The organism is Mesorhizobium sp. BR1-1-16, assembly GCF_020165495.1.
Taxonomy (GTDB): Bacteria; Pseudomonadota; Alphaproteobacteria; order Rhizobiales; family Kaistiaceae; genus Kaistia.
In genome coordinates, this window is the sequence record NZ_JAIUIE010000003.1 from 82,595 (window position 1) to 100,439 (window position 17,845).

Annotated in this window: 19 protein-coding genes; 8 read left to right on the forward strand and 11 right to left on the reverse strand. The window is 65.5% G+C overall.

Going from position 1 to position 17,845, the window contains the following annotated elements; genetic code table 11:
• The first annotated feature begins 5 nt into the window (after nucleotides 1–5).
• Together LB518_RS08870 and LB518_RS08875 are read left to right on the forward strand one after the other, a co-directional pair.
• Entirely contained in the window at nucleotides 6–833 is an 828-nt protein-coding gene (locus tag LB518_RS08870; protein WP_224576150.1) for an SDR family NAD(P)-dependent oxidoreductase, read from the forward strand.
• A gap of 2 nt (nucleotides 834–835) precedes the next feature.
• Complete coding sequence (locus LB518_RS08875) at nucleotides 836–1,327, forward strand: GNAT family N-acetyltransferase (protein ID WP_224576153.1); 492 nt, start codon at nucleotides 836–838, stop codon at nucleotides 1,325–1,327.
• Here LB518_RS08875 and LB518_RS08880 read toward each other — a convergent pair.
• The 3 genes from LB518_RS08880 to uvrB form a co-directional block, all read right to left on the reverse strand.
• Nucleotides 1,317–1,895: an AAA family ATPase gene (locus tag LB518_RS08880; protein WP_224576156.1), complete on the reverse strand. Its 579-nt coding sequence runs from the start codon at nucleotides 1,893–1,895 to the stop codon at nucleotides 1,317–1,319. The two genes, LB518_RS08875 and LB518_RS08880, sit on opposite strands and share 11 nt — an antisense overlap.
• 217 nt (nucleotides 1,896–2,112) lie before the next feature.
• Nucleotides 2,113–2,487: a GFA family protein gene (locus tag LB518_RS08885; RefSeq protein ID WP_224576158.1), complete on the reverse strand. Its 375-nt coding sequence runs from the start codon at nucleotides 2,485–2,487 to the stop codon at nucleotides 2,113–2,115.
• An 80-nt stretch (nucleotides 2,488–2,567) separates the two neighbouring features.
• Nucleotides 2,568–5,426, reverse strand: coding sequence for an excinuclease ABC subunit UvrB (gene uvrB / locus LB518_RS08890; protein ID WP_224576161.1), 2,859 nt, complete (start codon nucleotides 5,424–5,426; stop codon nucleotides 2,568–2,570).
• A gap of 185 nt (nucleotides 5,427–5,611) precedes the next feature.
• Here uvrB and parA point away from each other — a divergent pair, with 185 nt between their 5' ends.
• Genes parA through LB518_RS08910 form a run of 4 tightly spaced genes read left to right on the forward strand, consistent with a single transcriptional unit; the run spans nucleotide 5,612 to nucleotide 8,495 of the window.
• A complete protein-coding gene (gene parA / locus LB518_RS08895; RefSeq protein ID WP_224576163.1) occupies nucleotides 5,612–6,277 on the forward strand; it encodes a ParA family partition ATPase in 666 nt (221 codons plus the stop codon).
• Nucleotides 6,274–6,495, forward strand: coding sequence for a SlyX family protein (locus tag LB518_RS08900; RefSeq protein ID WP_224576165.1), 222 nt, complete (start codon nucleotides 6,274–6,276; stop codon nucleotides 6,493–6,495). Before parA ends, LB518_RS08900 begins: the two co-directional genes overlap by 4 nt.
• 15 nt (nucleotides 6,496–6,510) lie before the next feature.
• Nucleotides 6,511–8,190: an FAD-dependent oxidoreductase gene (locus LB518_RS08905; RefSeq protein ID WP_224576168.1), complete on the forward strand. Its 1,680-nt coding sequence runs from the start codon at nucleotides 6,511–6,513 to the stop codon at nucleotides 8,188–8,190.
• The gene (locus LB518_RS08910) at nucleotides 8,187–8,495 is read left to right on the forward strand and encodes a UBP-type zinc finger domain-containing protein (RefSeq protein WP_224576171.1); all 309 of its coding nucleotides are present in this window, start codon (nucleotides 8,187–8,189) and stop codon (nucleotides 8,493–8,495) included. Before LB518_RS08905 ends, LB518_RS08910 begins: the two co-directional genes overlap by 4 nt.
• A gap of 75 nt (nucleotides 8,496–8,570) precedes the next feature.
• On the opposite strand, the gene minE is transcribed toward LB518_RS08910, so the two are convergent.
• From minE to LB518_RS08940, 6 genes are all read right to left on the reverse strand, one after another.
• A complete protein-coding gene (minE, locus tag LB518_RS08915; RefSeq protein WP_224576174.1) occupies nucleotides 8,571–8,837 on the reverse strand; it encodes a cell division topological specificity factor MinE in 267 nt (88 codons plus the stop codon).
• Entirely contained in the window at nucleotides 8,834–9,652 is an 819-nt protein-coding gene (gene minD / locus LB518_RS08920; RefSeq protein ID WP_224576177.1) for a septum site-determining protein MinD, read from the reverse strand. The genes minE and minD overlap by 4 nt, the downstream gene beginning before the upstream one ends.
• A gap of 24 nt (nucleotides 9,653–9,676) precedes the next feature.
• Nucleotides 9,677–10,351, reverse strand: a complete 675-nt coding sequence (gene minC / locus LB518_RS08925; RefSeq protein ID WP_224577097.1) for a septum site-determining protein MinC — start codon at nucleotides 10,349–10,351, stop codon at nucleotides 9,677–9,679.
• 422 nt (nucleotides 10,352–10,773) lie between these two features.
• A complete protein-coding gene (locus LB518_RS08930) occupies nucleotides 10,774–12,066 on the reverse strand; it encodes an LLM class flavin-dependent oxidoreductase (RefSeq protein WP_224577099.1) in 1,293 nt (430 codons plus the stop codon).
• Nucleotides 12,067–12,250: 184 nt separating this feature from the next.
• Nucleotides 12,251–13,315 carry an LLM class flavin-dependent oxidoreductase gene (locus tag LB518_RS08935; RefSeq protein WP_224576180.1) on the reverse strand — a complete coding sequence of 355 codons (1,065 nt, stop codon included), beginning with the start codon at nucleotides 13,313–13,315 and terminating at the stop codon, nucleotides 12,251–12,253.
• 99 nt (nucleotides 13,316–13,414) lie between these two features.
• Entirely contained in the window at nucleotides 13,415–14,173 is a 759-nt protein-coding gene (locus tag LB518_RS08940) for an SH3 domain-containing protein (RefSeq protein WP_224576183.1), read from the reverse strand.
• A 246-nt stretch (nucleotides 14,174–14,419) separates the two neighbouring features.
• Between LB518_RS08940 and lepB the strand changes: the two genes are divergently transcribed.
• Nucleotides 14,420–15,205 carry a signal peptidase I gene (lepB, locus tag LB518_RS08945; RefSeq protein WP_224576186.1) on the forward strand — a complete coding sequence of 262 codons (786 nt, stop codon included), beginning with the start codon at nucleotides 14,420–14,422 and terminating at the stop codon, nucleotides 15,203–15,205.
• 84 nt (nucleotides 15,206–15,289) lie between these two features.
• Nucleotides 15,290–16,459 carry an MFS transporter gene (locus LB518_RS08950; RefSeq protein WP_224576187.1) on the forward strand — a complete coding sequence of 390 codons (1,170 nt, stop codon included), beginning with the start codon at nucleotides 15,290–15,292 and terminating at the stop codon, nucleotides 16,457–16,459.
• 3 nt (nucleotides 16,460–16,462) lie between these two features.
• Here LB518_RS08950 and LB518_RS08955 read toward each other — a convergent pair whose 3' ends face one another.
• Nucleotides 16,463–16,603: a hypothetical protein gene (locus tag LB518_RS08955; RefSeq protein ID WP_224576189.1), complete on the reverse strand. Its 141-nt coding sequence runs from the start codon at nucleotides 16,601–16,603 to the stop codon at nucleotides 16,463–16,465.
• Nucleotides 16,604–16,750: 147 nt separating this feature from the next.
• On the reverse strand, nucleotides 16,751–17,599 hold the full coding sequence (locus LB518_RS08960; RefSeq protein ID WP_224577101.1) for a dienelactone hydrolase family protein: 849 nt from the start codon (nucleotides 17,597–17,599) through the stop codon (nucleotides 16,751–16,753).
• Nucleotides 17,600–17,845: the final 246 nt, after the last annotated feature.

The window sequence follows — 17,845 nt, forward strand, 5'->3', positions numbered from 1 at the left end:
TAGACATGACCCATCCCGCCATCGCCGCCGGCAACGTTGCCGTGATCACGGGCGGCGCCTCCGGCATCGGCCTCGCCGCCGCGCGAAAGTTCCAGTCTCTCGGGCTCAAGGTCGCGATTGCGGACTGGAACGAGGACGCTCTCGACCGGGCGCGCGCGGCGCTCGGCCCGGAAGCGCTCGTGGTCAAGGCTGACGTCTCCAACCGCGTCGATGTGGAAGCCCTTCTCGACGCGGTGCTCGACCGGTTCGGCACGCCGAATGTAGTGATGAACAATGCCGGCATCGGCAATGGCGGCCCGGCGCTGGGCGAACTGGCAAGCTGGCAGCGGGTCCTCGGCACCAACCTTTTCGGCGTCGTCAACGGCGTGCAGGTGTTCGGTCCTGCGATGATCGCCGCGGGCAAGCCCGGCCTCATCATCAATACCGGCTCGAAACAGGGCATCACGACACCGCCCGGCGATACCGCCTATAACGTATCGAAGGCCGGCGTGAAGGTGCTGACCGAGGCGCTGGCGCATGAATTGCGCAATATCGCGGACGGGAAGGTCGAGGCCAAGCTGCTGATCCCGGGCTTCGTCTGGACTGGCCTGACGACGGGCGAGCGCGCCGTCAAGCCCGACGGCGCCTGGACACCGGAGCAGACCATCGACTTCATGCTCGCCTCGATCGAGCGCGGCGATTTCTACATTCTCTGCCCCGACAACGAGGTCGAGCGGCCGACCGACGAGAAGCGCATTCTCTGGGCCGCCGGCGACATCGTCGAGAACCGGCCGCCTTTGTCGCGCTGGCACAAGGACTACGGCGACGCCTTCCAGGCCTTCCTGAAAGGCTGAGCGTGGTCGAGATCCGGCCGATCCGCGCGGACGATATCCCAGGCTTTCGCGACGCAGTCGACTGCGTCGCGCGCGAAAAGCGGTTTCTGGCCCGCACTGAGGGCCCGACACTGGAACAGGCGGCGGAGTTCGTCGGCGACAATCTGGCGAAGAACAATCCCCATCTCGTCGCCCTGGACGGGGCGGCGCTCATCGGCTGGTGCGACATCATCCGCAACGACCATCTGCCAATCTATGCCCATTCAGGGACGGTCGGGATGGGTCTGCTTCCGGCCTATCGCGGCCTCGGGATCGGCCGCCGCCTGCTCGAAGCGGCGATCGACTCGGCGCGTCTGGCCGGCATGACGCGGATCGCGCTGACTGTGCGCGCCGACAATAGGGCAGCGGCACAGCTCTATCAGCGGATTGGCTTCGAGCCGGAAGGTTTCCACCGCCACACCGATTGCATCGACGGGATCTACTACGACACGCGCTCGATGGCGCTCATCCTTTGACCCGGTCGGCGACGAAGCGGACCCGGCTCTCGATATCGCTGCGCGGCAGTTCGACCAGCCGATAGCCGAGATCGGAATAGGCCGCGCGAAGCGACCAGTATTCCGCCTCGGCGGCCGCGAAATCATGCCGCCGCTCTTCATCGGCGACGAAAAGCTCAGGCCAGGGCGGCGCCATGAACACGTCATCGGCATAGCGCAGCCGCGTCACCGCCGCCTCGACCGCCGGCGGAACCCCGGCGCCGACGCTGCGGAACCAGGCATAGACGTCGACCAGCCCGCGATCGAACAGCGTCAGCCGTCCGCTGGCGGCTGCCTCCGCCAGCTGATGCATGGCGCGGGAAAGCACGAGTTGCGTGAAGCCGTCCATGTCCCGCCAGGGAACGGCGTCGCCGCCGATGAAGAGCTGTTCCCGCACGATCTGGCGTCCGGGCTCCATCTGGACGGCAAAGCCCCGCGCCGCGAGCGCTGCCAGAAGCGTCGATTTACCGCCGCCGGAGCAGCCGGAAATCATGACGAAGCGATCCTTGAGCGCGGCGAGGCGGCCGAAATCATCGTCGATGGCGAACATGGTCGAACCTTTGGCGCGCAAGGCTATGGGCTAGAAGACCGGCGGCCCTATCTCGTCGCGATGAACGCGCCGGACAAGGACAACGCCGACAAGGCGCGCGGCTATGTGCTGATAGGGAAGAAGCGTGGATGGGCCGATGAATGCCGACGATCACCGTCCCGGCAAGAACGACCCGATCGGGCTCGTCTTGTTGATAGCCGAACGGCGATCTCTCCCGTCAACCGATCTCGCCCACCCAGGGATGCCTGAATTCGGCGTAGACGGCTTGGGACGGAGCAGGAAATGTCGGATCGGCGAACGAGCCGACTCCGACGGCGATCATGTCGGGCTTTCGGCGTGGCTCCCAGAAGACCGTCGAGCCGCAGTCGGGACAGAAATGCAGCAGCACCGGAAATCCGCTGTCCGAGGGGCGCTCAAAGGAGCGGCTCGGCCCCTCGATCCGGACGTGATCGCGCCCAAAGAAGGCGGCGATGCCGAAGGCGCTGCCTGTCCGTTTCTGGCAGGCCGGACAATGACAGAGCGAGACCTTTTCCGGCTCGCCGCTGCAGGTGACACGCAGTTCACCGCAGGCGCAAGTCGCCAAACGCTCCAAGGATCCCCTCCTCAAAAACCAGTCTTGGGCCAAGCCGCGAGCGAACCTGGGCTCGCCGAGGGACCACTGCGTCGCACACCCTACCGCTTCGGTCCCTTCCGTCCAGCGCTCGACCCTGCCCTGCCGCCGACCGAGCGGCCGCCGGGACGATGGTTCGAGGTCATCGGATCGGGCCGCTTCGGCCGGTCGCCATGATCGGCGGCGACCTGCGTCATGTTCGAACTCGCGCCCATTTCGTCGAGCGTCGGCTTGCGCGCGCGGCTCTTGAGACCGGATGATGCATCGCCGAGCGGCACTTCGGTGCGCTTCACCGTCATCTCGTCAAGATCGTTCTTGCGGGCGCGGGTAGGCGGCAGATTGCCGGCCGCCCCGTATTTCTTCTCCCCGCGATAGCCGCCGGTCCTGTCGTCGATCGCCGACTGGCTCGCCAGCGGATCGTCGGCAATGGCGAGTTCGGTCTCGCGCAGACGCTTGATCTCGTCGCGCAGACGCGCCGCCGTCTCGAACTCCAGGTTGATCGCCGCCTCGCGCATCCGCTTTTCGAGGTCCTCGAGATGGGCCTTCAAATTGTTGCCGATGAGGGCCGTATCGGCGAGACCGGCATCGACGGTGACATGGTCCTGCTCATAGACCGAGGCCATGATGTCGCCGATCTGGCGCTTGATTGATTCCGGCGTGATGCCGTGCTCGAGATTATAGGCGACTTGCTTCTCGCGCCGCCGCTCGGTCTCGGCCATCGCCCGCTCCATCGAGCCGGTGATGCTGTCGGCATAGAGGATAACCTTGCCGTCGACGTTGCGCGCCGCGCGGCCGATCGTCTGGATCAGCGATGTCTCGGACCGCAGGAAACCTTCCTTGTCGGCGTCGAGGATCGCAACCCGCGCGCATTCGGGGATGTCGAGCCCCTCGCGCAGCAGGTTGATGCCGATGAGAACATCGAAGGCGCCGAGGCGCAGGTCGCGGATGATCTCGATCCGCTCCAGCGTCTCGACATCGGAATGCATGTAACGGACGCGAACGCCGTTCTCGTGCAGATATTCGGTAAGGTCCTCGGCCATGCGCTTGGTCAGAGTCGTCACCAGCGTGCGATAGCCAGCCTTCGCCGTTTCGCGCACCTCGCCGAGCAGGTCGTCGACCTGCGTCTTCGCGGGGCGGATCTCGATCACCGGATCGATCAGGCCGGTCGGCCGAATGACCTGCTCGGTGAACACGCCGCCCGTCGCGTCCATCTCCCATCCACCTGGCGTCGCCGAGACATGCACGGTCTGCGGCCGCATCGCGTCCCATTCCTCGAAGCGCAGCGGCCGATTGTCCATGCAGGACGGCAGGCGGAAGCCATATTCGGCCAGCGTCGCCTTGCGCCTGAAGTCGCCGCGATACATCGCGCCGATCTGCGGGATGGTGACATGGCTCTCATCGGTGAAGACGAGCGCGTTGTCCGGCAGATATTCGAACAAAGTCGGCGGCGGCTCCCCCGGCAGGCGACCGGTCAGATAGCGCGAATAATTTTCGATGCCAGCGCAGGAGCCCGTCGCCTCGATCATCTCGATATCGAAACGGCAGCGCTGCTCAAGCCGCTGCGCCTCCAAAAGCCGCCCGGCCGCTTCCAGCTCGACGAGCCGCGCGCGCAGCTCGGTCTTGATCGAGGCGATCGCCTGGTTGAGCGTCGGCTTCGGCGTCACATAGTGCGAATTCGCATAGACCTTCACGAATTTGAGGTCAGCGGTCTTCTGCCCGGTGAGCGGATCGAATTCGGTGATGCTCTCGACCTCGTCGCCAAACAGCGACAAGCGCCAGGCGCGATCTTCAAGGTGGGCCGGGAAGATCTCGACCGTGTCGCCGCGCACCCGGAAGCTGCCGCGGACGAAATTGAGATCCTGGCGCTTGTATTGCAGGGCGACGAGATCGGCGAGCAGCTGACGCTGATTGAGCTTTTCGCCCACCTCGATGCCGAAGGTCATCGCCGTATAGGTCTCGACGGAGCCGATACCGTAGATGCAGGACACCGACGCGACGATGATGACGTCGTCGCGCTCCAGCAGCGAGCGCGTCGCCGAATGGCGCATGCGGTCGATCTGCTCGTTAACGGAGGATTCCTTCTCGATATAGGTGTCCGTCCGCGGCACATAGGCCTCGGGCTGGTAGTAGTCGTAATAAGAGACGAAATATTCGACCGCGTTGTCCGGGAAGAACGACTTGAACTCGCCATAGAGCTGGGCGGCCAGAGTCTTGTTCGGCGCGAGGATCAGCGCCGGCCGCTGCGTCCGCTCGATCACCTGCGCCATCGTGAAGGTCTTGCCCGAGCCGGTGACGCCGAGCAGCACCTGGTCCTTTTCCTGCCGGCTGACGCCCTCGACCAGTTCGGCGATCGCCGTCGGCTGATCGCCCTTCGGCTCGAAGGGTGAGACGATGCGGAATGGCTGCCCGCCCTCGGACTTCTGCGGCCGCTCCGGCCGGTGCGGCACCCACGTCTTGTCGCGCACCTCCTGCCGGCCATGCTCGATGAGCGCCGTCAGCGCTGCAACGGTCGCCGTCACCGAGGACGAGGCAAGGCTCGACGAGGCTTCGGCCTCTTCCAGTCCCATGTCCAGACCAGCGACGGGATTGAGGCCGCTGGCCGCGCGCTCGCGCGCCGAGCTGGCAACGCCGATCGAAGTGCCGCGACCTGACTTATACGCGCCCGACTCGGCTGCCTTGTCCTTGTCCTTGGCCTTGCCCTTCTTCCTGCCCTCGTCGACCGGCAGGTCGACCAGTTGCATGCGCTCAGGCCGGGCCCGCGGCGCGCGTTTCGGCTTCGGCGCGATCGGCTGCGCATCCGCAGCGCGCGCGATCTCGTCGATCCAGTCAGCGATATTGCCTGATAGCTCGGCGGAGCTGTCGGCTTCGAAAGCGGCCTGCGGCGCTTCGCCGAAGCCGGACGGTTTGGAGCGTTTGGCCATGGGTACGAAAGTAGAACGAGTCAGACGCTTTTTGAAGGGAGCGCGCCCTGAAAAAACGTCATGCCCGCCGCTTCGGCCGATCGCCGTCGCCCGGCTGCATTGCCCTTGTCGGCGCATCCTGCGACAGTTGCGTCTGGACAGGCGCAAGATGCGTGCGCCGCACAAGAGCCAACGAGGCGACCGCCATGACAGGCAAGATCCTGGTGATCGCGCAGCAGAAGGGCGGCTCGGGCAAGACGACGCTGGCCGCTCATCTCGCAGTCGCACAGCTCGGAGCCGCCGATGGCGGCCGGGTTGCCATTCTCGACATCGATCCGCAGGGCAGTCTCGGCCAATGGTATGAGCGTCGCGAGCGGCGGCTCGGCGAGGGTGAGACCGGCCTGCTACTGCGCACCGCTTCCGGCTGGGGCGCCAAGCGCGAGGCGCGGCTCCTGGCGCGGGATCATGATCTCGTCCTGATCGACATGCCGCCGCGCTCCGACATGGAAGCGCGCAACGCGATTGAGGCGGCCGATTTGGTCGCTGTTCCGGTTCAGCCGACACCGGTCGATCTGTGGGCGACCGAGGCAACGCTGGAACTCGTCGAAAAGGGCGGACCACCGGCGATCCTGATCGTCAATCGCGCCCCTGCCCGCTCGATCGCCGAGGCGACGCTCGCGCAATTGCAGAAGCTGGCCGCCCCCGTCGCCGCGAGCCAGCTCGGCAACCGCGTCGCCTTCGGCGCCACCATGGGCTCTGGCAGCACGGTCCTCGAAGCCTTTCCCCAATCCAAGGCCGCCGACGAAGTGCGCGCGCTGGCCTCCGAATTACAGCGGCTGCTCGCCAGCCAACCCACGAAGGCATCCCGATGATCGACGACCCGTCCGTTCCTGATCGCGTCGACGCGCTCGAAATCCGCGCCGCGCATCACGAGCGCAATCTGGACGAGCTCAACGAGGTCATCCTGGCGCAGTGGAAGGAGATCGACCGCATGACGCGGCTCGTGCGGCGCCTGGAAGAGCGCCTGTCGGAAGCGGAAGCGCGCTCGGGCCGCCCCAATGCGCCCGAACCTCCGCCGCCGCATTACTAGGAGCGCTGCCGGTCCATGGCTTCGACCCTCGATACTCGCCGCGCGCAGATGTATCCGCAACTCCAGCCGGCGGAGATCGATCGCCTGCGAAGGTTCGGGATCGCTGCATTGTATGGCGACGGCGAAATGCTGGCGCGGCGCGGTTACGCGATTCCGGGACTGATCGTCGTGCTCTCCGGCGCGGTCCGCATCACGCACCGGGATGCCGCGGGCGTCGATCATCTCATCGTCGAGCACGGTCCGGGCGAGTTCGTCGGCGAGGTGACGCAGCTTTCCGAGCGCCCTGCCCTCGTCGATGCCCGTGCGATCGGGGCCGTCGAAGCGCTGGTGATTCCGTCGGACAGATTGCGCGGGCTGATGGTCGCGGAGGCCGAGCTCGGCGAACGAATCATGCGGGCGCTGATCCTCCGCCGCGTCGGGCTGATCGAGGCCGGCGCCGGCCCGGTCATCATCGGCCGCCCCGACCATGGCGATGTCCTCAGGCTGCAGGGCTTCCTGACGCGGAATGGCGTACCGAACCAGACGCTCGACCCTGCGACCGACGACACCGCCCGCGCCATCGTCTCGCGGTTCGCCATCGATGCCGAGGCTCTGCCCGTCGTGCTCTGCCCCAATGGCGACGTGCTTCGCAATCCGACCGAATCGGCGCTCGGACGCTGCATCGGCCTCGTCAGGCCGCTCGATCCCGATAGGGTTCACGACGTCGCCGTGATCGGCGCCGGTCCGGCAGGGCTGGCAACGGCGGTCTATGCGGCGTCCGAAGGTCTATCCGTGCTGGTGCTGGACATGCGCGCCTTCGGTGGCCAGGCCGGCGCCTCGGCGCGGATCGAGAATTACCTCGGCTTCCCGACCGGAATCACCGGCATGGCGCTGATGGGACGCGCCTACAATCAGGCGCAGAAGTTTGGCGCCGAACTGGCGATCCCCGACCAGGCCCTGGCGATCACGCCGGTCGACGTCGATGGCGAGCGGCGCTTCCGCCTCACGCTCGGCGAGGACGAGCAGGCAACGGCACGAACCGTCGTGGTCGCGAGCGGCGCGCGCTATCGGCGGCCGGCGATCAACGGGCTCGAGGTCTATGAGGGAACCAGCATTCACTATTGGGCTTCGCCACTTGAACGAAAGCTGTGCGCGGCTCAGGAGGTGGTGCTCGTCGGCGGTGGCAATTCCGCCGGCCAGGCCGCGGTCTACCTCGCCGGCCAGGCGGCGAAAGTGTGGATGTTGATCCGCGCCGCCGGGCTCGCCGCCAGCATGTCGCGCTACCTGATCGACCGTATTGCGGCATCCCCCAATATCGAGCTGGTGACGGAGAGCGAGATCACGTGCCTCGAAGGCGAGCGCGGCGAGCTTTCGCGCGTCACCTGGCGCCAAAGGGTCACCGGCGCCGAAACGCAGCGGTCGATCCGCCATGTGTTCCTGTTCATCGGTGCCGATCCCAACACCGGCTGGCTGGACGGCAGCGGCATCGCGCTCGACGGCAAGGGCTTCGTCGATACGGGCAGCGTTCCCGGCCATCACGCCCTCGAAACCAACCGCCGCGGTGTCTTCGCCGTGGGCGACGTCCGTGCCGGATCGGTCAAGCGCGTCGCGGCCGCGGTCGGCGAAGGCGCCCAGGTCGTCGCCGCGATCCATGCCTATCTCGCGGCGGACGCCGGTCGTGTGCCGCCCCTCAACACAGGAGCCGACCCCCGATGAGCGAGGACTGCACGCATACGGACACGATCCGCAAGGTGACGCCGAGCGCCAGAGGCTGCGAGGAATGCCTCAAGAGCGGCAACTGGTGGGTGCATCTGCGGATCTGCCGCAGCTGCGGTCATGTCGGCTGCTGCGACGACTCCCCCAACAAGCACGCTACCGCCCATTTCCACGCGACCGGCCATCCGATCATCGAAGGCTATGATCCGCCGGAAGGCTGGGGCTGGTGCTATGTCGACGAAGTCTTCCTCGACCTCGGCGACGATACAACCCCGCAGGACGGCCCGATTCCGAGATTCATATGAGGTAGGCGGCACGTCCCTGAAAGCATGAGGAGCGCGGGCAGGCTGCCGCGCTCTCTCAACGTGCTGAAGACATCCTCACGCGGCCGCGCGGCGGCGGATCGGGTTCGGGAGTTCGATCTCGACCTCGAGCGTCGAGATGGCCTCGTCGCGCTGCATCTTGACCTGAACCTTCTCGGCGGGGATCTCGACATGGCGCGCGATCACTTCGAGAATTTCCTCGCGGAGGACAGCGATCAGGTCGCTGGCGCCAGCCGAAACGCGTTCGTGCTGCAGGAGGATCTGCAGGCGGTCACGCGCGACCGGTGCAGAGCGGGCTGGCCTGAAGAAATCGAAGATCGTCATGCCGCCCTCCGACCGAACAGCTTGCCCATGAAGCCGACGCGCTTGTCGGCGGGGATCATCATCGGGATGACGTCGCCTTCGAGGCGCCGTGCCGCGTCGATATAGGCGCGGGCCGGTGCGCTGTCGGCAGCGGTCAGCGTCACCGGGCAGCCGACATTCGAGGCGTTGAGGACGGCCTCGCTCTCGGGAATGATGCCGAGCAGCGGGATCGAGAGGATCTCGAGCACGTCGTCGACCTTCAGCATCTGCCCACGTTCGGCGCGCGCCGCGTCGTAGCGGGTCAGCAGCAGGTGCTTCTCCATATATTCGCCGCGCTCGGCCTTGGCCGTCTTGGCGTCGAGCATGCCGATGATGCGGTCGCTGTCACGCACCGAGGACACTTCCGGATTGGTGACGACGACGGCAACGTCGGCATGGCGCATGGCGAGCAGCGCACCGCGCTCGATGCCGGCCGGCGAATCGCAGACGATCCAGTCAAAGCTCTCGCGAAGATCGTCCATGACGCGGGCGACGCCTTCGCTCGTCAGGGCATCCTTGTCGCGGGTCTGCGAGGCGGGCAGCAGATACAGCGTCTCGAGCCGCTTGTCGCGGATCAGCGCCTGCTGAAGCTTAGCCTCGCCCTGCACCACGTTGATGAGGTCATAGACCACGCGGCGCTCGGCGCCCATGACGAGATCGAGATTGCGCAGACCGACGTCGAAGTCGACCACGGCGACGCGGCTGCCATTCATGGCGAGCGCTGCGCCGATCGCTGCAGTCGACGTCGTCTTGCCGACGCCGCCCTTGCCGGAAGTGACCACCAGAACCTGCGACATACCCCTTGCTCCTCAATTCTCTGGTCAGCCCAGAGCAGCCATGTTCATTTTGTCGTCGGCGAGCCAGGCCTGTACGGAGCGGCCGCGGAACGTCGCGTCGATCTCGTCCGCCGTCTGGTAGAGCCCGTCGATCGCGATCAGTTCGGCTTCGAATTTCTGCACGAAGATGCGCGCCGCGGCATTGCCGGTGGTGCCGGCAATGGCCCGCCCGCGCAGCGCGCCGTAAATGTGGATCGAGTTGCCGGCGATGATCTCGGCACCCGAAGCCACGGATCCGATGACCGTCACGTCACCTTGCGGGAAGATGATCGACTGGCCGGAGCGAACCGGCGTCTCGACCAGAAGCGAGGGGATCGGACGATCGACGAAACCCTGCTGCTTGGGTGGCTCGGCACTCGGCTTGTGCACGATCTCGGTGTGCTTGCCACCGCTCACGGAGGGCGGCATGCCGAAACCGAGCCAGGACGGATCGGCGCCCTCGACCCCCATCACCTTGATCTCGCGCTCATAGAGCTGCCCGAGCAGCTCGGCGAAATCCGTCTTGGTGATGACGAGGCCGGTGACGTCGAGAATGACGGGCCTGTTGGCGAAATAGCCCTGCGAGCGGCCAGCGAGCTTGTCGAGTTCTGCCAGCCAGCCCGAGATCGGCAGAGCCGGCGCCAGCACGGTGGCTAGGAAGGAACGACCACGGAAGCGGATTGCCTGCTTGGCGGCGTTCCTGGCGCTCTTGGCCGCCTTGTCAGCTTCTTCCCTGGCCGCGGGGCCGGCGGCTGTGCTCTTCGCTGCTGTGGTCTGGGCTGCTGTGCTCACGGCTTGCTCTTTGCGTTCTGTTAAGCATTTTCTCAGCCCGTTCCGGTTAACGAGCGGTTAATGCCAAAAGCCGCAAAGACGGACCCAATGGCAGAACCCCGCCATTTCCGCGACAAAAATACAGTTAAAAAATTGTGACCGCCTACCCCTCGCGGGCCCGCACGATCGCCGAAACGGCGGCAAAGCGGCTTGATTCGTTACCGGCCGGAGCGAAGGACACACCTGCAGATGCGGCCGACGCGATGCAGGCGGAAGGTCGTCCTCGCCGCCATTCATCCACGACTCATTCGGCGTGGCAGCTTCAGACGTGCTCAGTCCGGGAAAAAGCGGTTCGGCGGGCGCTGGAGGCCAAGATGATCGCGCAGCGTCGTTCCCTCATAGTCGGTGCGGAAGATGCCGCGGCGCTGCAACTCGGGCACGACCTTGTCGACAAAGGCATCCAGCCCGCCGGGCAGATACGGGAACATGACGTTGAAGCCGTCGGAGGCATCGTTCTCCAGCCAGGCCTGCATCGTATCGGCGATCGATTGCGGCGTGCCGACCATTTCGAGCCCCGAGAAGCCGCCAAGCCGCTGCGCGAGCTGCCGCACGGTCAGATTCTCGCGTTTCGCAAGATCGATCACCCGTTGGCGGCCAGTCTTGCTGTCATTGGTTTCCGGGATGTCGGGAAGCGGACCATCCGGGTCAAATGACGAGGCGTCGTGGCCGAGCGCGATCGAAAGGGAAGCGATTCCACTGTCATAGTGGACCCCGGCGTCGAGACGGGCGCGAATGGCCGTGGCCTCGTCGAGGCTGTCGCCCACGACGACGAAGGCGCCAGGCAGGATCTTCAGGCTGTCCGGATGCCGGCCGATGCGCGCCATGCGCGCCTTGATATCGGCATAGAAACGGCGCCCCTCCTCCATTGACGGCGCAGCGCCGAAAATGACTTCCGCCGTCTCGGCGGCGAGCTGGCGGCCTGGATCCGAAGCGCCCGCCTGTACGATCACGGGCCAGCCCTGCGGCGGGCGGGCAATGTTGAGCGGCCCGCGCACGGAGAGAAATTCTCCCTTGTGGCCAAGGACATGCATCCGTTCCGGATCGAAGAACACGCCGCTCTCGACGTCACGCACAAAGGCGTCGTCGGCGAAACTGTCCCAAAGGCCGGTGACGACATCGTAGAATTCGCGGGCGCGCCGATAGCGCTCGCCATGCTCGACATGCTCATCGAGCCCGAAATTGAGTGCGGCGTCGGGGTTCGAGGTGGTGACGATGTTCCAGCCGGCACGGCCGCCGCTGATATGGTCGAGCGAGGCGAAGCGGCGGGCGATGTGATAGGGCGCATCGAACGTCGTCGATGCCGTGGCGACGAGACCGATCCGCTCGGTTGCCCCAGCCAGTGCCGAAAGCAGTGTGAACGGCTCGAACGAGGTCGCGGTATGGCTGCGCTTCAGCGCCGCGGCAGGCATGTTCAGCACCGCAAGATGATCCGCCATGAAGAATGCATCGAACTTGCCGCGTTCGAGCGTCCGGATCATCGCCTTCAGATGGTCGAAGTTGAAATTGGCATCCGGCCAGGCGCCCGGATAGCGCCAGGCGCCTGTATGGAGGCTGACGGGGCGCATGAAGGCGCCGAGCTTCAACTGGCGCGGGGCGGCGGACTGGACAGACACGGATGGCTCCTGCTTCGGTCACTGATTATTGTAGCGATCCGAACAGAAATCGCCAGAACGGATTGCCTCCGGTGGAGCCTCCCGGCGCAACGAGAATCTCCGAGTTTGCTTCTGCGGGGTCGAAGCGTTCCAACGCTCAGGCTGAAGCCGGCTCCGGCGACGCGGCCTTGTCGGCGAGCGCCTTACGCACCTCGGGCGCGACCCTGGTACCGAAGAGTTCGATCGACTTCATGAGCTTGTCATGCGGCAGCGTGCCGACACTGAACTGGATCATGAAGCGATCGTGCTGGAAGAACTCGTGCTGATAGAGGATCTTCTCGACGACCTCCGCCGGACTGCCGACGAAGAGAGCGCCGCGCAGCTTGCGCTGGGCCTCGAATTGGCCGCGCGTCGTCGGCGGCCAGCCGCGCTCGCGGCCGATGCGGCTCATCGTGTCGGCGAAGGGCGGAAAGGCGATGTCGGCCGCCTCCTGCGAGGTCTCGGCGATGAAGCCATGTGAGTTGATGCCGACCGGCAGGCTGGCCGGATCATGGCCGCCCTGCACCGCCGCATCGCGATAGAGCTGCACCAGCGGGGCGAATTGCTCGGGTTGGCCGCCGATGATCGCGATCGCCAGCGGCAGGCCTAGAACACCGGCGCGCGCCACCGATTGCGGCGTTCCCCCGACAGCGATCCAGACCGGCAAAGGCTGCTGGACGGGGCGTGGATAGACACCGCGATCGTTGATGGCTGCTCGATGCTCGCCTTTCCAGGTGATCCGCTCGTGATCGCGGAGCGCCAGAAGGAGATCGAGCTTCTCCGAGAAAAGCGTGTCGTAGTCGGCTAGGTCATAGCCGAACAGGGGGAACGACTCGATGAAGGAGCCGCGCCCGGCCATGATCTCGGCGCGGCCGCCCGACAAGAGATCGAGCGTCGAGAAGCGCTGGAATACGCGCACCGGATCATCGGAGGAAAGCACCGTGACAGCGCTGGTGAGGCGGATCGACTTCGTGCGCGCCGCCGCCGCCGCAAGGATGACGTCCGGCGCCGAGACCAGGTAATCGGGGCGGTGATGTTCGCCGAGACCGAAGACATCGAGCCCAAGCTGGTCGGCGAGTTCGATTTCTTCAAGAAGATTGGCGACGCGCTGCCGCGGGCTGATGCGCGCCCCCGTGACAGGATCCGGCATCAGGTCGCCAAATGTGTAGATGCCGAGTTCCATCATCGTCCCCGCTGATCTGTCGATCAACGAATATGGGGGCGCAGCGGCGGCGCGGAAATGCCGCCGCGGCGCGACAGAGTGTTCACGCCTGAGTGACGGCTACTGAGGCGAACAGAAGATGGTTCCCGGCGCGCAAGGCGGCGCCGCTCCGTGTCCCGGCACAAAAAACTGCGGCTTGCCCGGCTGGCCCTGCTGAGGCGGCTGCTGGGCCTGCCCGCCCTGCGGCTGCTGCGGCTGTTGCTGCGGTCGCTGTCCGCCCTGTTGCTGCGGCGGGCGCTGCCCGCCCTGCTGCGGGGGCTGGTAAGGCTGCGGCGGCCCGCCATTGCCCTGCTGGGGCGGACGGTTGCCGCCATGCCAACCGCCGCCCTGCCCGCCTCCGCCCTGACCAGGCGGAGGACGATAGCCCGGCGGGGGCCGGTTATTGTTGTCCCAGCCGCCGGGCGGGGGGCGATAACCGGGCGGACGGTCGCCATAATAGGGCGGCGGACGATAGCCCGGACGGCCATAATAAGGCGGCGGCGGACGATATCCGGGCCCGTAATCGCCGGGGCCATAGTATGGCGGCGGCTCGACGTAGATCGGCGGCGGCGTCACATAGACGGCTGGCGGCGGCCCGCGATAGGCCGGAGGCGGCCCGACGAAACCGGCAAGGTAATTGTCGGAGACCCAACCGGGTGCACCTCCCGCCGAAACCTGGCACCAGCCGCCGGTGCAGCCGAGGACATCGACGCCGGTGCCCTTGGGCAGCGTGCCCATCTTGCCGTAATTGGTACCCGGCCCGGTCCGCATATTGACATTGCCGGTCGTGAACGCGTCGTCGGCGAGCGCCGGCCCGGCCGCAACCAGGGAGATTCCCAAGGCAGCCGCCGCAAACAGCCCGCGCCGCCAACCCGTCGATGTCGAAGGAATTCGCATCGTCAACCGCTGCCTCCACGCAGGCGCCGAAAGAGCGGCGCGACTCATATTTTCGCCTCAGAGACGAATGATATAGCGTCCATACTGGTGTCGCTCACCGTGATACCACTCTGGCCGGGGTTCGTTGTTGCCCGCTTCCACGGCTTCGCCTACATCACCCGCAACGCCAATCGTCCGGAACCCGGCCTCATGTCCGAAATCGAGAAGACCGTCGCGGCCAAGCCTGCCGACAAGAAGCCAGCCGGCAAGGAGGGCGTCGGCGGTACGGTCCGTGTCTTCGTCGAAGCCCTCATCATCGCCCTCGTCGTTCGGACGCTTCTTTTCCAACCCTTCGAGATCCCGTCGGGTTCCCTGATCCCGACGCTGGAGATCGGCGACTACCTGTTCGTGTCGAAGTTCACTTACGGCTATTCGCGCTATTCGTTTCCGTTCGGCATTGCGCCCTTCTCCGGGCGCATCCTCGGCTCATTGCCCAAGCAGGGCGACATCGCCGTCTTCAAGGGTCCGAAGGACAATTCGACCGACTTCATCAAGCGCGTGATCGGCCTGCCCGGCGACACCGTGCAGGTGATCGAAGGGCGGCTCTACATCAACGACAAGATGGTCGAGCGCCAGCCGATCGAGCCATACCGGACACGCGATTTCTTCGGCAATCCGATCGATGCGCCGCAATATATCGAGACGCTGCCGAATGGCGTCCAGCACCGCGTCATCGAGATCGAGGGCGATCGCGGCGGCTTCGACAACACGCCGAAATATGAGGTGCCGCCCGACCATGTCTTCATGATGGGCGACAATCGCGACAACTCGGCCGATAGCCGCGACATGAATTCGATGGGCTACGTGCCGGTCGAAAATCTCGAGGGCAAGGCGCAGGTGATCTTCTTCTCGATCGACGACCGCTCGTCATTCTGGAAGGTCTGGGATTGGCCATGGGCCATCCGTTGGAACCGCCTGTTCACCGGAATTCACTAGCCGGCTGCGGCATTTTCGCTGCATCGCGGCATGGCCGTTTGAGGCATAAGGGGGAGGTCATTTCCTCCCCCGGACATTGTCGTCATGCCGTTGGCGCTCTTTGCCCTTGCCGTCGCTTCGTTCGGCATCGGCACCACTGAATTCGTGATCATGGGCCTCTTGCCGGAACTGGCGCGAGACCTCTCGGTCACGATCCCACAGGCCGGCCTCCTGATCACCGGCTACGCGCTCGGCGTCGTGGTTGGCGGCCCGATCATCGCCATCGCGACGACCAGACTGCCGCGCAAGACGACGCTGGTCGGGCTCACAAGCTTGTTCGTGGTCGGCAACCTGCTCTGCGCCATCGCGCCGAGCTACGCCCTTTTGATGGCAGCGCGCGTCGTCACGGCCTTCGGTCATGGCGCCTTTTTCGGCATCGGCTCGATCGTCGCCGCACGCCTCGTGCCGCGCCACCAGCGCGCCCGCGCGATGGCGATGCTGTTCGCCGGCGTGACGCTGGCCAACATCCTCGGCGTTCCCGCCGGCACCGCGCTTGGCCAGGCCTTTGGCTGGCGCTCGACCTTCTGGGTCGTCGTGGTGATCGGCATCGTCTCGGTCGCGGCCATCGCCGCCTTCGTGCCGAAGACGGGCGAAGGGGAAGCACCGGCAAGCCTTGCAAGCGAATTCCGCGTGTTCCGCAACAGCCAGGTCTGGCTGGCGATGGCGATCAGCGTCGTCACCTCGGCCAGCCTCTTTGCGGTGTTCACCTATATCGCGCCAATCCTGCAGACCGTGACCGGCATCTCGCCCGGAGCAACGACGCTGGTACTGCTTCTGTTCGGCGCCGGCATCACGATCGGCAACCTCGTCGGTGGCCGCCTCGCCGACTGGCGACTGATGGAAACGATCATCGGCGCGCTCGGCCTGCTCGCAATCGTCATGCTGCAATTCGCGCTGTCGAGCCATCACGCGGCTGCGGCCACGGCCACCGTCTTCATCTGGGGCGTCGTGTTCTTCGCGCTGATCGCGCCGCTGCAGATGCGCGTCGTCGAATGCGCGTCGGACGCGCCCAATCTCGCATCGACGCTCAATCAGGGCGCCTTCAATCTCGGCAATGCGCTCGGCGCCTGGATCGGCGGAACGGCGCTGACGCTGGGCGTCAATTACGATCGCCTGCCGATACTCGGCGCCGTGCTCGCAACGCTTGCGCTTGGCATCGCGCTGCAGTCCTGGCGGATGGGACGTCGGCGACTGGCAACGGTCGCGGCGGAATAGCGCTCAGAGCGGCCGGATGAGGTGTGCCGTCTTGTGGACCGCCCCAGCATCGCCGGCCCAATAGCCGAACGCTGCGCTCGGCAACATGACGCTCAGCCAGATCGCGGCTGCGACGAACCAAGCTTCAGCGCCCAGACGTGTCATGACGCAACTCCAACCGATTGGTGCTGTACTGCGATAATGCTGGTGGGGAGTGCCGGCTCCGGGAAGGCCCGGACCCGGCAGAAGATGCTCCAGCGTATGCAGCCCGCGTGCCAATCATGTGACAACGCGGCGCACCAACCGGCCGGATCAGCCGAGATTGGCCTTCAGGAAGTCGATCGTCCGACCCCAGGCCAGATTGGCCGCTTTTTCGTCGTAGCGAGCAGCCGAAGTGTCGTTGTTGAAGGCGTGATTGACGCCGTCATAGACGAAAACCTGATAGTTGACGCCTGCCGCCTTCAGGGCAGCCTCATAGTCGGGAATGCCGGCATTGATGCGGTCATCGAGCCCCGCATAATGAAGCAGCAGCTTCGCCTTTATCTTCGGCACATCTGCCGCTTTCGGCTGCATTCCATAGTAAGCGACGCCCGCGACGAGATCGGGATCGTTCACCGCGAGCTGGTTGACCATGCCACCGCCCCAGCAGAAGCCGACCGCGCCCACCTTGCCGTTCGAAGCAGGGTTCGATTTCAGATAGGCGACCGCCGCCTTCGCCTCGGCCAGCGCATCGGCCGGTGAGAGCTGGCCAATCATGTCGCGCGCCTTGTCCTCGTCGGCAGGCGTGCCGCCGGCAGTCGACAGCAGGTCGACGCCAAGCGCAAGGAAGCCGGCCACCGCGAAGCGCCGCGTCACATCCTCGATATGCGGGTTGAGGCCGCGATTTTCGTGGATGACAAGAACGGCGGGAAGCTTGGTCGACGTATCCTTCGGCCGGGCCAGGAGACCCGCGATGTCCCCCTTGGGACCTGGAAAGGTGACTCGCTCCGCAGTGATGCGTGCGTCGTCAGGTGCCACGACGGCCGCTTGCGCCTTGTTGGCGGATAGCAGCGGCACCACGGCGGCGGCCGCAGCGGAGCTGCCGACGAGTTTCGTCAGCTTGTCCATGAAGCCGCGACGATCAAGCGTCAGATGCGTGTAGTCGTCATAGAGCTTGATCATGTCCTGCGTGATGACAGGACGCGTCGATGTTTCGTTGACCGCCACGATTTTCTCCTCCTCTTGCCCTCGCCGAGAATTGGGATCGAGGGCAGAGCTTTCAAGCAGAACGAAGCGACCAGACGGCCATATCCGATCACAATTGGTTCAGGCATGGCGCTGCGGCGCCCTTCCCTCCCGGGCAAGCATAGCCAAAGCGATCGCCGCCGCGAAATCTTCGCCGGACGCCGAAACGCCAGCGGCGACTTC

Excerpts from the sequence above, each read along its gene's own strand:
- LB518_RS08870 (WP_224576150.1), top strand. The coding sequence starts at position 6 with ATGACCCATCCCGCCATCGCCGCCGGCAACGTTGCCGTGATCACGGGC.
- LB518_RS08880 (WP_224576156.1), bottom strand. The coding sequence starts at position 1,895 with ATGTTCGCCATCGACGATGATTTCGGCCGCCTCGCCGCGCTCAAGGAT.
- uvrB (WP_224576161.1), bottom strand. The coding sequence starts at position 5,426 with ATGGCCAAACGCTCCAAACCGTCCGGCTTCGGCGAAGCGCCGCAGGCC.
- parA (WP_224576163.1), top strand. The coding sequence starts at position 5,612 with ATGACAGGCAAGATCCTGGTGATCGCGCAGCAGAAGGGCGGCTCGGGC.
- LB518_RS08900 (WP_224576165.1), top strand. The coding sequence starts at position 6,274 with ATGATCGACGACCCGTCCGTTCCTGATCGCGTCGACGCGCTCGAAATC.
- LB518_RS08905 (WP_224576168.1), top strand. The coding sequence starts at position 6,511 with ATGGCTTCGACCCTCGATACTCGCCGCGCGCAGATGTATCCGCAACTC.
- LB518_RS08910 (WP_224576171.1), top strand. The coding sequence starts at position 8,187 with ATGAGCGAGGACTGCACGCATACGGACACGATCCGCAAGGTGACGCCG.
- minE (WP_224576174.1), bottom strand. The coding sequence starts at position 8,837 with ATGACGATCTTCGATTTCTTCAGGCCAGCCCGCTCTGCACCGGTCGCG.
- minD (WP_224576177.1), bottom strand. The coding sequence starts at position 9,652 with ATGTCGCAGGTTCTGGTGGTCACTTCCGGCAAGGGCGGCGTCGGCAAG.
- LB518_RS08930 (WP_224577099.1), bottom strand. The coding sequence starts at position 12,066 with ATGCGCCCCGTCAGCCTCCATACAGGCGCCTGGCGCTATCCGGGCGCC.
- LB518_RS08935 (WP_224576180.1), bottom strand. The coding sequence starts at position 13,315 with ATGGAACTCGGCATCTACACATTTGGCGACCTGATGCCGGATCCTGTC.
- lepB (WP_224576186.1), top strand. The coding sequence starts at position 14,420 with ATGTCCGAAATCGAGAAGACCGTCGCGGCCAAGCCTGCCGACAAGAAG.
- LB518_RS08950 (WP_224576187.1), top strand. The coding sequence starts at position 15,290 with ATGCCGTTGGCGCTCTTTGCCCTTGCCGTCGCTTCGTTCGGCATCGGC.
- LB518_RS08955 (WP_224576189.1), bottom strand. The coding sequence starts at position 16,603 with ATGACACGTCTGGGCGCTGAAGCTTGGTTCGTCGCAGCCGCGATCTGG.
- LB518_RS08960 (WP_224577101.1), bottom strand. The coding sequence starts at position 17,599 with ATGATCAAGCTCTATGACGACTACACGCATCTGACGCTTGATCGTCGC.